The sequence below is a fragment of the bacterium genome (assembly GCA_035371905.1).
Classification (GTDB): domain Bacteria; phylum Ratteibacteria; class UBA8468; order B48-G9; family JAFGKM01; genus JAMWDI01.
The window spans coordinates 1-14627 of record DAORXQ010000004.1 but is presented as its reverse complement, the minus strand read 5'-3'; the positions used below and the strand labels follow the sequence as shown (position 1 = coordinate 14627).

The 14627-nt window shown below is 27.8% G+C and carries 12 protein-coding genes; 8 read left to right on the top strand and 4 right to left on the bottom strand.

Translation table 11 applies throughout. The annotated features are described in order from the left end of the window. Positions 1–744, top strand: coding sequence for an undecaprenyl-diphosphate phosphatase (locus PKV21_00865; protein HOM26040.1), 744 nt, complete (start codon positions 1–3; stop codon positions 742–744). Here PKV21_00865 and PKV21_00860 read toward each other — a convergent pair. From PKV21_00860 to PKV21_00850, 3 genes are read right to left on the bottom strand one after another with little or no spacing between them, the layout of a single operon-like run. Further along, the gene (locus tag PKV21_00860; protein HOM26039.1) at positions 737–1885 is read right to left on the bottom strand and encodes a hypothetical protein; all 1149 of its coding nucleotides are present in this window, start codon (positions 1883–1885) and stop codon (positions 737–739) included. The genes PKV21_00865 and PKV21_00860 overlap by 8 nt on opposite strands. Next, positions 1885–2721: a sugar phosphate isomerase/epimerase family protein gene (locus PKV21_00855; GenBank protein HOM26038.1), complete on the bottom strand. Its 837-nt coding sequence runs from the start codon at positions 2719–2721 to the stop codon at positions 1885–1887. Before PKV21_00855 ends, PKV21_00860 begins: the two co-directional genes overlap by 1 nt. Positions 2722–2736: 15 nt before the next feature. Beyond that, positions 2737–3858, bottom strand: a complete 1122-nt coding sequence (locus PKV21_00850) for a GNAT family N-acetyltransferase (protein HOM26037.1) — start codon at positions 3856–3858, stop codon at positions 2737–2739. A 56-nt stretch (positions 3859–3914) separates the two neighbouring features. Between PKV21_00850 and lpxB the strand changes: the two genes are divergently transcribed. Next, entirely contained in the window at positions 3915–5006 is a 1092-nt protein-coding gene (gene lpxB, locus PKV21_00845) for a lipid-A-disaccharide synthase (protein HOM26036.1), read from the top strand. Then, positions 5003–6793: an ABC transporter ATP-binding protein gene (locus tag PKV21_00840; protein ID HOM26035.1), complete on the top strand. Its 1791-nt coding sequence runs from the start codon at positions 5003–5005 to the stop codon at positions 6791–6793. The genes lpxB and PKV21_00840 overlap by 4 nt, the downstream gene beginning before the upstream one ends. A gap of 1 nt (position 6794) precedes the next feature. Here the strand turns inward: PKV21_00840 and PKV21_00835 are convergent, their stop codons facing one another. Then, on the bottom strand, positions 6795–8780 hold the full coding sequence (locus tag PKV21_00835; GenBank protein ID HOM26034.1) for a right-handed parallel beta-helix repeat-containing protein: 1986 nt from the start codon (positions 8778–8780) through the stop codon (positions 6795–6797). 193 nt (positions 8781–8973) lie between these two features. On the opposite strand from PKV21_00835, the gene PKV21_00830 reads away from it, so the two are divergent. The 5 genes from PKV21_00830 to PKV21_00810 are packed head-to-tail and all read left to right on the top strand — an operon-like array spanning position 8974 to position 14510. After that, positions 8974–9906: an ATP-binding cassette domain-containing protein gene (locus tag PKV21_00830; GenBank protein ID HOM26033.1), complete on the top strand. Its 933-nt coding sequence runs from the start codon at positions 8974–8976 to the stop codon at positions 9904–9906. Between the two features lie 2 nt (positions 9907–9908). Further along, on the top strand, positions 9909–10673 hold the full coding sequence (locus PKV21_00825; GenBank protein ID HOM26032.1) for an ABC transporter permease: 765 nt from the start codon (positions 9909–9911) through the stop codon (positions 10671–10673). Position 10674: 1 nt separating this feature from the next. Next, positions 10675–12015 carry a GldG family protein gene (locus PKV21_00820; GenBank protein HOM26031.1) on the top strand — a complete coding sequence of 447 codons (1341 nt, stop codon included), beginning with the start codon at positions 10675–10677 and terminating at the stop codon, positions 12013–12015. Between the two features lies 1 nt (position 12016). Then, positions 12017–13345: a DUF4340 domain-containing protein gene (locus PKV21_00815; protein ID HOM26030.1), complete on the top strand. Its 1329-nt coding sequence runs from the start codon at positions 12017–12019 to the stop codon at positions 13343–13345. Then, positions 13338–14510: a peptidoglycan DD-metalloendopeptidase family protein gene (locus PKV21_00810; GenBank protein ID HOM26029.1), complete on the top strand. Its 1173-nt coding sequence runs from the start codon at positions 13338–13340 to the stop codon at positions 14508–14510. Before PKV21_00815 ends, PKV21_00810 begins: the two co-directional genes overlap by 8 nt. Positions 14511–14627 lie beyond the last annotated feature (117 nt).

The following is a 14627-nucleotide window of genomic DNA, read 5'->3' as shown; positions in this document are numbered from 1 at the left end:
TTGAAAGATATTTTTATTCTTTCAGTAGTTCAGGGTATATGTGAGTGGTTTCCTGTGAGCAGTTCGGGTCATCTTTTTCTATTACACAGAATTCTTGGTATAGGCCAGGATATAAATCTGGACATTTTTTTACACTTTTCCTCTCTTCTTGCACTTATAATCTTTTTTAAAAAAGAAATTTTAAATGTTTTAAAAGGTTTTTTATCTTTTGATGTTAAAAATGAAAATTTTAAAATGTCCTGGTATATTATTTCTGCCTCTATTATTACGGGAATAATTGGATTTTTAATTAAGGATAAGGAATTTCTTGAAAATAAAAATGTTGTTTCTGCTGGTTTTTTAATCACTACAATTTTAATTTTTTTATCAGGTAAAAAGGGAGAAAAAAAAGTTAGTTTTACAAGTTCTCTTATTATAGGTTTTTTACAGGGAATTGCTCTTATTCCTGGTATTTCAAGGAGTGGTACAACAATTTCTGTTGCTAAAATTTTAGGGATTAAAAATGAAGATGCATTTAATTTTTCTTTTTTGCTTGCTGTCCCTGCAATAATTGGAGTAACTTTATTGAAAATTGACCAGATAAAAAATATAAGAGTTGATTATATTATAATTGGATTTTTAACAACTTTTTCAGTCAGTATTATAACTCTTTATTTTTTAAAAAAGATTATGCTCAAAAATAGATTTCAATATTTCTGTATTTACACCTTTATGGTTTTCTTGTTTTCTTTATTAATTAACTGATAGGATATTTTCCAAAATTAAAACCCGCTTCAAGAAATTCAATATAACTTTGTTCAAGTTCAGGTGTGATTGGAGCAGATTCAGGAATATCGGATGGAATTAAAATAAATCTTCCTCTCCTTGCTCCCTGAATTAAACAATCCTTTACCATATTTCTTATTTCTTCTCTTGTTCTGAAGTCAAAATCATCAGTCATAGGTCCACCCATAATTGTGATTGAATCTCCAACAATTTTTCTTACTTTAAGTATTCTATTAGGAATTTCAAAACTATTACATATGGGTTCAATGATATCAATTGGCATTTTCAAAATAATAGGTAAAAGTTCTTCTATGCCATCATGCCAGTGATAACAAACATAGTTGAAATTTCCTCTTTTCAAAATCTCAATTAATGTCTTATCAAATCTATAAACATATTCTGTAAAAACTTTTTTAATGTCATGAAAATATTCGGATGGTAAATTTGGAGGCGTTGCATATTCTGCACCTCTTATTCTTATAATAGCATTTGAGATAGAAAATGAAATAAATTTATAAAGGTCAAGTAATCTTTCATATATTTTTTCAAGTAACTGCATAATGGGTTTTGGATAATCAAGAGCAAATTTACCGAAATCTCCTGGAGCAAATAGAAAGCCAACAACTCCAAGAGGGTCAGGAAGAGCTACTACCATCACTCCTTTATCTCCAAGTTTTTTTTCAAGTTCATAAAAATCAGTAAAATCTGGTTGATAGGGAATATATGGTAAAGATAAAAATCTATCAATATCTTTTTCTCTCTTAATCCATGGTTCAACAACCCACTGATGTACACTTAAATTTGAAGTTCTTGCTATTCTTGTTAAAGGTCCATATTCTGTCTCAACCGTTAATTTCACTGTGGTTGATATTGGTGTATCATGCGTTTCCTCTACTTTAAGGTCAATAGAACCAGGAGCAGAAAAGAAAAAACCTGTTTTAGGTCTGTAAAAAACAAAAGTATCCTGAATTTGCTGTGCCTTTTTGAGTAAATTTTCAAAACTTTTATGCTTTGTCCAGAAACTGTCATTATCAAAAGGATTTATCTTATACAATGAAACAGGAACTCTATCAGGAAATCCACCTCTTAAAACAGCATAAATTCTTTCTCTACTTGTCATTATTTTCTTCCCAGTATTTTATCTATTGCAAGGGAAGTAGTATAAATTTTTGTTTCCGGATAATATTTATAAGGTCCAAGTTCTGCAGTTAAAAAACTTGTATAACCAATTTCTTTTAGTGCTTTTATAACCTCTGGCCAGTTAACATCTCCTTCAAGTAAATCACAGAATCCATTTATATTCCCTATTGATAATTTAAAATCTTTTAGATGTATTCTTTTAATCAATTTACCGAGAATTCTTATCCACATTTCAGGAAAACCAATAAGAAGGATGTTCCCCACATCAAAATAAACCTTTACATATTCAGAGCCAATTTCTTCAACAAATCTTTTCATTTCAAGAGGACTCAATAAAAACTTATTCCAAACATTTTCCACACATATAAATACATTATTTTTTTCTGCAAGTTCAACATACTTTTTTATTGATTCCTGACTTCTTTTATATGCTATATCATAACTTACAATTTCTCCCTGTCCTGATAGAGAAGCAACAACTCCAGGAACAACAAGTATAGCATCTGTTCCCAAATAGTTTGCAATCTTAATCCCTTTTTCAAGTAATTCTTCTCCTTTTTTTCTTATTTCAGGGTCTGAACTTGTAAGAGGATATTTCCAGAATTGTCCAACGAGTAAACTTGCTATTTCAAGCCCTGTTTTCCTTACTTTTTCTGCAACTTTTTTAACATCTTTTTCACTGCTGTTTAAATCCAGAATTCCTCCTTCTGTAGTGTTCATTTCAACACCTTCAAAACCGGCATCCTTAAGCATTTTTAAGCCATCTTCAAAACTGACATTGCCCGGGATAATCCACATATTCACACTTTTTTTCATCTTTTCCCTCCTTTTTTAAATATGGTCAAGTGCAGGAAAAAATAAATCAAAGGGTAAAAATGTTTTGCATATTCTTCTTAATTTATCATCAATATTCACTCCAATATCGGATAAATTAAAAAATAATCTCGCCATTTCTTCTTCTCTTAATTTTAACACATTTTTACCTTCCTGAATAAACTTTATTTCTCCATTTTCCTTTTTTATACCAACTTTTTCTTTATTTTCTATCTCAAAGACAATCTCTTCTCCTTCTGGAAAATTTTCTTCAATTAAAGGTAAAAATGTTTCAATTGTTTTTTTCAAACTTACTATTTTTATCATACCAGTATTTGAAATGTTCCAGTTTGAGCATGTCTTAAATATAATGTCAGGTATTTCTTCAAAATTTGGAAATTCAAGATAAAACCTACTTTTCCCAAATCTTTCTGATAAATACCTTAAAATTCCCAGAATTATATCAGGTTCTCCTCCAAACTCATATACTTTTGTTTCAGAACCCTGTTCATTTATAACCACATAAGAAAATTTACCATTTTCTTCTGAATAATAAAGAGAAATGAACATCTTTTTATAAATCTCATTGAAATAATCAAAATCTCTTTCAACCCTGTAATTTTTTCTATTGTATGTATCTATGATTTTCAAAAGAATTTCTTTTTCTCCAAGATATCTTTTAGTCCTTACTGAACTGATTTTACCTTTTTCAAATCCTCTTGTGGTAATTGTAATATTTATAACTTTACCTGAATTTTCATAGCCAAAATTTATATATCTGTGTCTGTCTCCCCATAAAATTGAAAGGGGATATCCTTCTTTTTCCATTTTTTTAATAACTTCATTCAGTAAAATACTCATATATCCTTTTCCTCTTTCTTCATAATCAGTTGAAACAGCCCCAATTCCAGCAAATTTAATTTTTATATTTTTTTGAATTAAAGTAAGCGGAAAAATTCTGACAAGAGAACAGAGTTTATTTTTTTCTTCTATTATCAAAATATTATTGAAATCGGTATTTTTTTCTTTCCATGCTTGAGGATAACTTAAAGGGAAGAGATTGTAAAAGTGTCCATAAACATCCTCAAGAAATCTTATTATCCTTTCATAATCCTGTTTAGAAGGGTTTTTTATTTCCATTTTTCAAAATCTCTTACCAATAATATAATATCATAAACATAAACTTGTCAAAAAAAATGAAAATATGTATTCTTGCAGGTGAAAAATCAGGAGATAATTACGGTGCTTTATTGTGTAGAAACTTTAAAAAAGAAAAGAAAGATATTTTTATTTTTGGGACTGGTGGAAGGGAAATGGAAAAAGAGGGAGCAAAATTAATAAAGGGGTTTCCTTTCGGACAGATGGGTTTTTCAGGTGTACTTAAAAAAATCTTTCCTTATATTTCATTTATGAAAAAAGTTATAAAAGAGATAGAAAAAGAAAAACCGGATATCATTATTTTTATTGACAATCCGGGATTTAACCTTGAAATAGCGAAAAGATTAAAAAGGAAATATAAAACCTTTTATTATATTCCACCTAAAATCTGGGCGCATAATTACAGAAGAATTAAAATTTTAAAAAAATATATTGATTTTGTTATTCCTATATTTCATTTTGAGGTAGATATTTACAGAAAGGAAAATATTCCATATGTTTATTTCGGGCATCCTGTTATAGACCTTATAAAAACAGAAGTTGAAAAATTTGAAAAAAAGGGATATATTATAGGAATCTTACCGGGTAGCAGAAGAGAAGAATTAATTTATAATCTTCCTGCTATTAAAGATGTAATTAAAAATTTGAAGAATGAATTGGATTTTGATGTCTGGATATCATCATTGAATGAGGAATTTAAGGAGATTATAAAAAAAATATTCAAAGACCCTGATATTGAGTATAAAATAGAAAAGGATTTGTATTATTTAATTGAAAATTCAGATGTTATACTTTCAGTTTCAGGGACTGTAAATCTTGAAGTTGCATATTTAAAAAAACCGATGGTGGTCTTTTACAGAACATCTTTTTTGAACTATTTTTTATGTAGATTTATTGTTAATGTAGATTTTATAAGTCCTGTTAACTTAATTCTAAATGAAAAGGTTGTACCTGAATATATTCAGAATTTCAGGATAAAAGACGTTGTAAATGATATAATTAATCTGATTGAAAGGAAAGATATTTATAAAAAACAGATAGAGGGATATGAAAGAATGATAGAACTTCTTGGAGAAAAAAACATCAGTGAAAAAATTTGCAGGTTTATCATTGAAGGAGTTAAAAATTGATAAAAGAATATTTAAAGATTAGAAACTATATTAAAATCCACTGGGAATATATTGTAACCGGGGTCATCCTTTCTATTCTTTACATTATTTTGAATTCTATATCCTTTACTTCTATTATTCCACTTATAGACAGAATACTTTCAGGTAAAAAAATAACCCTTCCTGAAAATATTCCACATTTTATTGGAGTTAAAATAGAACCGATAATAACAAAAATTAATTCTTTTCCTCCTTTGCTTGTTTTAAAATATTTAATTGCATTCATATTTTTGACTTTTTTACTTAAAGGTATCTGTTTTTATTTCAGCAACTATTTTTTCAGATTTTTTTCAACAAAAATTCAGACAGACCTGAGAGATAAAGTATATACAAAATTTTTAAATCTTTCTCTTGATTTTTTTACCTACACACAAACAGGTGAATTAACAACAAGGGTTGTATATGATATTGGACTTCTTAATTCTGTTTTTGAAATGTTTTTTCCGAATTTTATATTTCCAATTTTTCTTGTAATCAGTTATCTATCAATAGTTTTTATAATTGACTGGCAGATGAGTTTAGTTTCAATTTTTATATATCCGGTAATCCTTGTTCCTGTTTTACACTGGACGAGAAAATTAAGAAATCTCGGAAGAATAATTCAGGAAACATACGGAAAAATAGGAAATTTTATAAATGAAAGTATTTTCGGACAGAAAATAATAAAAGCATACAATCTTGAAGAAGAAACATTAAAAAAATTCAGAAAAGAAAATGAAAATATTTTCAGAACAATTATGTCAATAAATAAAAGAGTTCTGTTGATAGGTCCTTTTACTGACTTCTGTGGCGCAGTGGCTTCAGGTTTGATTATATATTATGCAGGAAATAAAATTCTAGCAGGAACACTTACAGCAGGTTTTCTATTCCTTTTTTTCTTTGCCCTTTTTTCAATAATAAGTCCACTTAAAGAAACTATGCAAACATATGCTACTATAAAACATTCAAGTTCAGTTTTACCAAGAATTTTTTATATACTTGATTTCAAATCAACTGTAAAGGATGAGGGAAAGGAAATTTTTGATGGTTTGAAGGATAAAATTGAGTTTAAAAATGTTGGATTTTCTTACAATTCAAGAACAGTTCTTAAAAATATTAATCTTGTCGTTAAAAAAGGTGATAAAATAGGAATTGTTGGGAAAACCGGTTCAGGCAAAAGTACTTTAATAAGTTTAATATTGAGATTTTTTGACCCCACAGAAGGAGAAATTTTGATAGATGGTAAAAATATAAAGGATTTTAAACTCAATTCATTGAGAAAACATATAGGTTATGTTCCGCAGGAACCCATTATTTTTTATGGTACGATAAAAGACAATATTACTTTTGGAGAAAATAATGATAAAAGATTTAAGGAAGTTATTGAAACAGTTGGGCTTTTAAAATTTATAAATGAATTACCTGAAAAAGAAAATACACTTCTTGGAGAAAAGGGAATAAATCTATCAGGAGGTCAGAAACAGTTAATATCAATAGCAAGAGCAATATATAAAAATCCTGAAATTCTTATATTTGACGAAGCAACCGCTTCTCTTGACAGTGAATCAGAAAAGATAGTTCAAAAAGCAATAGAAAAAACAATGGAAGGAAGGACTGTTTTTATCGTTGCACACAGATTATCCACAATAAAAGATACAAATAAGATTATTGTTTTGGAAAAGGGTGAAATAGTTGAAGAAGGAACACATTCTCAATTGTATGAAAAGAAAGGTTTTTACTATAAATTTTTAACATTACAGCAACTATAACTTATCTTTCTGGCAATTCAAATTCCTTAAATCCAATTTTAAAAGCAGGTGAATTATTTTTTAATTTAAAGTTGAAATTTTTTATGTCATAAAATAAAGGGTCTTCTAAAATAGAATCTGTATCCATCCCTTTCTTCTGCCAATCCTTAAAAGTGTAAATCTTCCCTCCATGGTCAAATATTTTTATTTCTTTTCCATCAATTCTGAAATAAAGGTTATTGTTAAACATAAAATTAAAATCAATTCCTCCGTAAATCCATTTTTCTGTATTTCCAATAACAATGTTTCTTTCAAATGTAAATCTTATATGATTTTCAGGTCTTGTTATCTGTATTTGCTGGTCTCTTCCAAAGGCAAAAATATTGTTTCTCACAATATTCTCTTTTCCGTAATGCTGGTGGAATCCACCATGTGTTGTATTATAAACGAGATTATTTTCTGCAATTATATGGGTACTTCCTTCATCAAAATAAATACCCCATCCACCATACCAGTATCCATAAATATCATGGAAGATATTGTTACTTATAAGAGTTCCATCCTGAATTCCAAGTGTATATATTCCACCCATATCACTTAAAATTGGACCATCTCCATCTGTTTTTTTACCAATATGATGAACATTATTAAATTTAACAATATTTCCACCTGCAAGCGATTTTCCATAGCCCCATGTCCATCCAATACTTATTCCTGTATAATAAAAATCATATATCTCATTTTTCTCAATAATATTTCCATAACTCTGTCCAATCCATATCCCTACTGCACTGTGAAAAATCTTTCCGCCATCCTTTATAATACATCCTTTTATTTCATTTCCATATGTCTTTAAATTTTTTTCCTCTCTAGTAATTCTTTCACCTATCTTTATTCCGCCAGCACCGATACTATGAGTTTTACAGTTAATAATTTTGTTATTCTGACATCCCTTTGAAAATTCAAACCCATAAGTGCCAACATTGGTTATTTCACAATTTTCAAATTTACAATTTCTCATACCTTCACAGTAAACTGCACCGGGAATTTCAATTGCCGCCTGTGCAAAACCACCAGATTCATTTCCTTTCAAACTTTTTTCTGGAAAATACCATTCAGCATGTGAAAATGTTATATTATAAAAATAAATATTTTCTACATATTCATTTTTTTCAGGACAACCTTTAATTATTAAGACATTTTCAAATTTTGGAATAATAAACTCATAATTTTTTGTTTTTTCTTCAGGATAAAAATATAATTTTTCACTTTCAAAATCAAAATACCATTCTTTCTCATCCATAAATTCAAAAATATTTTCAATGTAATAAAGGTCATCTTTCTGCGGTTTAAATACAGTTCTCTTTTTAAACTCAATAATCCCTTTATTTATATCCACATAATAAACTGGTAATCTTGATTCAACCCACCTCGTCATTAATATTACCTCACTATTTTTAAAATTATTCCAGTTTTTTATATCTTCATTATGAATTTTCACCTTATATACACCTTCATTCCATTCTTTTTTTTCATCTTCTTCAGAAATTCCCGCAATTTTCAGATAACCGTTCTTAGGATACCTTGCTCTTTTCAAATATTCATCATTTACCCATAAACTTCTGAATTTTTTTCCTTTAACATCAAAAACAAAAAACTCTTTTCCATCAATCTTTTCTGTTTTGTAATTTTTTAACTTCTCACCAGCACTAATTATAACTCTTTCATTTTTATAAGGCATTATAATTACAGGTAAATCAGAAGTTCCTGAGTGTTCATACGTTAATTCAACAGGTTTTTCAAGAAAGTATATACCACCTTTTATCGTAATCACTACCTGTTTTTTAAGAATTCCACCATTTTTCTGTTTAATCTTTATTATTTCGTCAACTGCTCTCTGTAAAGTTTTAAAAGGGCCATCTTTTTTACTTCTTTCCTTTAATCTACCAGAAAAGGAATTATCTCCTTCATTTGAAACATATAAAATTTCAGCATTTTTAAATTCCATTTTATCCTCCATTTTTCCAGAACTCTTTTCTATCAGGAATATAAAAACAAATATCAAAAAAATACAGATAAATTTTTTCATCCTATCTTTTTTATTTTAAATAAAAAATCAGTAAAAGCAAAAAAGATTTAAAATTGACATATTTTTAAGATTGAATATAATTTTTTTAAATCACAGTAAAGGAGAAAACAGGATGGTTGAGGCGAAAAATTTAACAAAATTTTATGGAAAGACAAAGGCAATAGAAAATGTCTGTTTTACAGTTGAAAAAGGAGAGATAGTAGGACTTCTTGGACCAAATGCAGCAGGAAAAACCACAATAATGAGAATATTAACCTGTTTTTTAACTCCAACTTCGGGTACTGCTATAGTCAATGGATATGATATTCTTGAAAATCCACTTGAGGTTCAGAAAAGTGTAGGATATCTACCCGAGAGAAATCCTTTATATGAAGAATTTACTGTAAGTGAGTTTTTAAATTTTGTCTGTGAAACAAAAGGAATAGTTAAGAAAGAGGAAAAAAACAAAAGAATTTCAAAAGTTATGGAAGAGTGTGGACTTTCTGAAGTAAAAAATAAAACAATATATAAACTTTCAAAAGGATATAAACAAAGAGTTGGTATTGCTCAGGCACTTGTGAATGAACCTTCTGTTTTAATTCTTGATGAACCAACTATTGGGCTTGACCCTAAACAGATTATTGAAACAAGAAACTTAATAAAAAATCTATCAGGTAAAAGAACAATCTTTCTTTCAAGTCATATTCTTCCTGAAGTAAGTATGGTATGTGAAAGAGTTATCATTATAAATGAAGGAAAGATTGTTGCAACTGATACTGTTGAAAATTTAACATCAACTCTGAAAGGAGGAATTGAAATATATCTTGAAATTGATGGAGATGTTGAAAAAGTTAAAAAAGTTTTAGGAGAAATTCCAGGTGTTAAAAGCATAAATATTATCTCTTCTGCGGGAGAAAAAATAAATAAATATGTTGTCATAGCAGAAAAGGATATAAGAAAAGATATTTCAGAAAAAATTCTTAATAGTGGTTTTGGACTTTTAGGTATGAGAATAAAAGAAATGACTCTTGAAGATATTTTCCTTAAATTAACAACAAAGGAATAAAAATGAGAATTCTGTCTATTTTCAAAAAAGAATTTAAAAGTTATTTTATTTCTCCGGTTGCCTATGTTGTTATTCTCATTTTCAATTTAATTTCTGGTTTTATCTTTTATGCCTTATGTGCCTATTATTCAATTCTTTCAACAAGATTTTCGGGAAGCCCTTATCCCTATTTTACTCTTTCACCAAATGAAATGATTATTAAACCTTTATTTTTTAATATGGCTATAACATCTCTTTTTGTTTTACCGCTTTTAACAATGAGATTGTTTTCAGAAGAAAGACGGCTTGGTACAATAGAACTTTTATTTACATACCCGCTTAAGGATTCAGATATCTACTGGGGAAAATTTCTTGCCTGTTTTTCAATCTTTACTATAATGACCTTGATACCATTTCTTTATATTTTTATTCTTGAAAAATGGGTAAACCTGGATAAGGGAATTATTTTAAATAGTTTTCTCGGACTTCTTTTACTCGGAGGTAGTTTTATTTCTATAGGTATTTTAATTTCCTCTCTTACAGAAAGCCAGATTATTTCAGCAATTATAACTTTTGGAGTTTCATTACTTTTCTGGATCATTGGTTGGATTTCTGAAATTTTACCAAAATATTCAAACTTTTTTGACTTTATTTCTATATATAATCATTACGAAAATTTTCCAAAAGGTATTCTTGATACAAGGGATATAATATTTTATTTAAGTATTTGTTTTTTCTTTTCATTTTTAACATTGAGAATTCTTATTTCAAAAAAATACAGGGGTTAAAATGGTTGAAAAAAAATTTTTTTATAGAATAAATGCTTTTTTAATGGTTTTAATCTTTCTTGGAATTCTTATTTTTGTCAATCTTATATCTGAAAAAAATTACAAAAGAATTGATTTAACGAAAAACAAAATTCATTCAATTTCTCCTCAGACAAAAAAGATAATCAAAAACCTGAAAGAACCTGTTGAGATAATTATTTTTTACAGAGAAAAAATAGATGAAAAGACAAAGGAACTTCTTGAACAATACAGGTCAAATTCAAAATTTATAAGTTATAGATTTGTTGACCTTGACAGGGATGTTTTACTTGCCAAAAAATATGGAATTACAAGTTATGATACAATTCTGATAAAAACTGGTGAAAATTACGAAAAGATATACTCACTTGGAGAAAAAGAAATAACAGGTGCAATATTAAAACTCACAAAAAAAGAAAAGAAAAAGATTTATTTTACAACCGGTCATGGAGAAAAAGGAATAGATGATAAATTGAGTAATTTTAAAAAGTATCTTGAAGAAGAAAATTATACAGTTGGAGAAACATTAATATTGAGAGATGGAATACCAGATGATTGTGATATTCTTGTAATATGTGGTCCTGAAGTTGATTTTGTTGATAAAGAAATTGAAGAAATAAAGAAATTCATTGACAGCGGGAAAAGACTTCTTGTTTTTCTGGATACAGGTAATTTTCCGAACTTAAAAAATTTACTTGGTTCTTATGGAATTGAAATTGAAAATGACATAATTATTGACCTTGCAGGTAGAAGATTTCTTGGAGATGCTTTAAGTCCTTTAGTATTTGATTTTCCCTATCACCAGATAACGAGAGATTTTTCAAATTCAGCATGTGTTTTTTCCTCTGTAAGAAGTGTTAAATTGAAGGAAAATTTACCTTCTGAAATTAAAGGGGATGTTCTTGCAAGGACAAGTTCTGCTTCATGGGCTGAAAAAAATATGAAGGAAATAGAAAAAGGTAAGGTTAATTATGATGAAAATGATGAAAAAGGGCCTGTTTCTGTTGCTGTTTTGGTTGAAAAAGAAATAAAAGAAAAGGAAGGTAATAAAAAAGCATGTGTTGCTGTTTTTGGAGATTCTGATTTTGTCACAGATAAGATGATTGGTTTTTTGCTTAATAAAGATTTTGCGATGAATACAGTTAATTATCTTGCCGAAGAGGACATTTTAATTTCCATAAGGGAAAAGAAAGAAGAAAATCAGCCATTAATTCTTTCAGAAAAAGCAGGAAAATTTTTATTTTTCTTCCCAGTTGTAATAATTCCGGTTTTAATAATAATTTCAGGTAGTTATATCACAATTAGAAGAAAATTTTTGTACTAAAATGAAGATATTTAAAAAAAATCTATTGCTTCTTATCATTTTACTCATTGTAGGTTCTTTCTATTTTTATCAGGTTAAAATTGCTTCAAAAAAGAAAAAAAATGAGGAGAAAAAACTTTTTGTTTTTGAAAAGGAGAAAATAAAGGGTATCTTAATAAAAAATGATGATAAGGAAATAGAAATAGTAAATGAAAATGGACTCTGGAAAATAAAAGGGAAAAATTATGAGTGTGATAAAAACGAAATAGAAAGTTTGATAAATAAAATTCTATCCCTTGAAATAGAAAGAAATATTGGTACAGTTGATGATTTAAGTATTTACGGACTTTCATCTTCTGAAAAACAAATAGAAATCCAGAAAGATGGAGAGAAATTTATACTTTATATTGGAGACGAGACACCATCAAGTAGTTACCTCTATACAACAAAAGATAAAAAGGAAGTTTTACTCGTATATAAATGGGATTTAGACAGTATTCTTGGAAAAAATATTTTTGACTTAAGGGATAAAAGAATAATACCTGTTGATATAACAAAAGAAGATATTGAAGAAATTGAGGTGAACAAAAAAAATAAAACAATTCTATTAAAAAGGTCAGGAGAAAGGTGGTATATTGAAAGTCCTTTAAAAGACATTGCGAATAGAGAGAAAATAGAAAGAGTGGTTGGAAATATAATTGATGGGGAGGTAAAAGAATTTGAAGAATTAAAAACTGAAAAGGAATGCGGACTTGAAAGACCCGAAAGTACAATTAAATTAAAAACTAAAGACAGTAATTATTTTATTTATCTTGGGAAAAAAAAGGAGAATTTATATTATGCCAAAAATTCTCTGAAACCATATATCTTTCTGGCTGATGATAAAATTGTTGATGATATACCTGATGAAATAAATGAATTGAGAGAAAAAAAATTGTTTGATATAGATGTTTCAGAAGTGGAAGAATTTTCAATCATAAAAAAAGATAAAGAATTGAAATTTAAAAAAGAAAAGGATTCTTATTTTCTTGAAGGTGAAAAAACAAAAAAAATTTCAAAGGATAAGGTTGAGGAATTCCTTCATGACTTAAAATATCTTGAAATTAAGGATTTTATAGAATATTCAGAAAAAAACTTAAAAGATTTCCAACTTTCTCCACCTTTAATAAAAATAATTGTTTATACAGAAGGAACAAAAACAGAAGTTCATTTTGGAAAAAAGACAGAAAATTATATATATTGCTATAGCCCAGAAAGAAAGAGTATATTTACAATTCCTTCTTCTGATTATTCCAGAATTGATAAAGATGAGGGATTTTTTGTTGAAGAGAAGAAAAGAAAAAATGAATAAAGGAATAAAAACTTTAATTTTTTTAGTTCTTATCTTTATAATTTTCTTTTCCTTTTTTAAAATTTCAAAAAAGCAATCTATTCCAGAAATAACCATTATAGGAGGAGAAATAAAAGAGGGAGATATAATTGGAAATATTTTTAAAACAAATGGTTTATCAGATTATGAAGCAGGAAAAATTACTGAAAAATTAAGAGAAATTTTTGATGTTAGAAAAAGTAAAATAGGTGATAGATGGGAATTACATTTTTCATTAAAAGGAGATTTTTTAAAGTTTAAATATTTCAGTAAGCCATTTAATTTCTACATCGTTGAAAAAAAACAAGATACAGGTGATTTTATTTCCTATACAGAAGAAATTGAAAAGTTCAAAAAAACATTTACAAAAACAGGATTTATCAATAATTCTCTTTATGAAAGTATGATAAATTCAAACATAAATCCTGAAATAATTATACAGTTTGCTGAAGTTTTTGAATCAAAAATTGACTTTTTCACTGAATGCCAGAAAGATGATAAATTTTCAATTATATGGGAAAGTTGGGCAGACAAAGATGGAACAATTTTAAAAGACATAAGAGTTGTCGCTGGAAAATATGAAACAAGAAACCAGAAATATTATGCTTTTTATTTTGAAAATGGAAATTTCAGTGGATTTTTTGATGAGAATGGAAAAGGGCTTGAAGGTTCATTTTTAAAAGCACCTTTATCGTATAGAAGAATAACTTCTTTTTTCTCCTATTCAAGATTTCACCCAATTTACAAAGTTTACAGACCACATCTTGGAATAGATTATTCAGCACCAACAGGAACACCTGTTTCTTCTATTGGAAACGGTTCTGTAATATTTGCCGGTTGGACTAATAATGGATATGGAAAATGTGTAAAAATAAAACATCCAAATGGTTATATTTCTTATTACGGACATTTAAGCAGAATTGAAAAAGGTATAAAAAAGGGTGTAAAAGTAAAAAAAGGAGAAGTAATTGGTTATGTAGGAATGACAGGAATTGCAACAGGTCCTCATCTTGATTTCAGAGTTCAGAAAGATGGTAAATTTATAAACTTTTTGAAGTTAAAATTTGTACCTGAAAAAAATATACCAAAAGAATATATGGATGAATTTGAAAATCTGAAAAAAAGATATATGGAACTTTTAGGTTGAATTTTGTAAAAAATAAGATATAATTAAATAGAACAGGGATATTATTTATAGTAAACAAAATTTATAACCGAACTTATAGACTTTAAAATCAATATAATTCTTTGTGGGATAATGGAT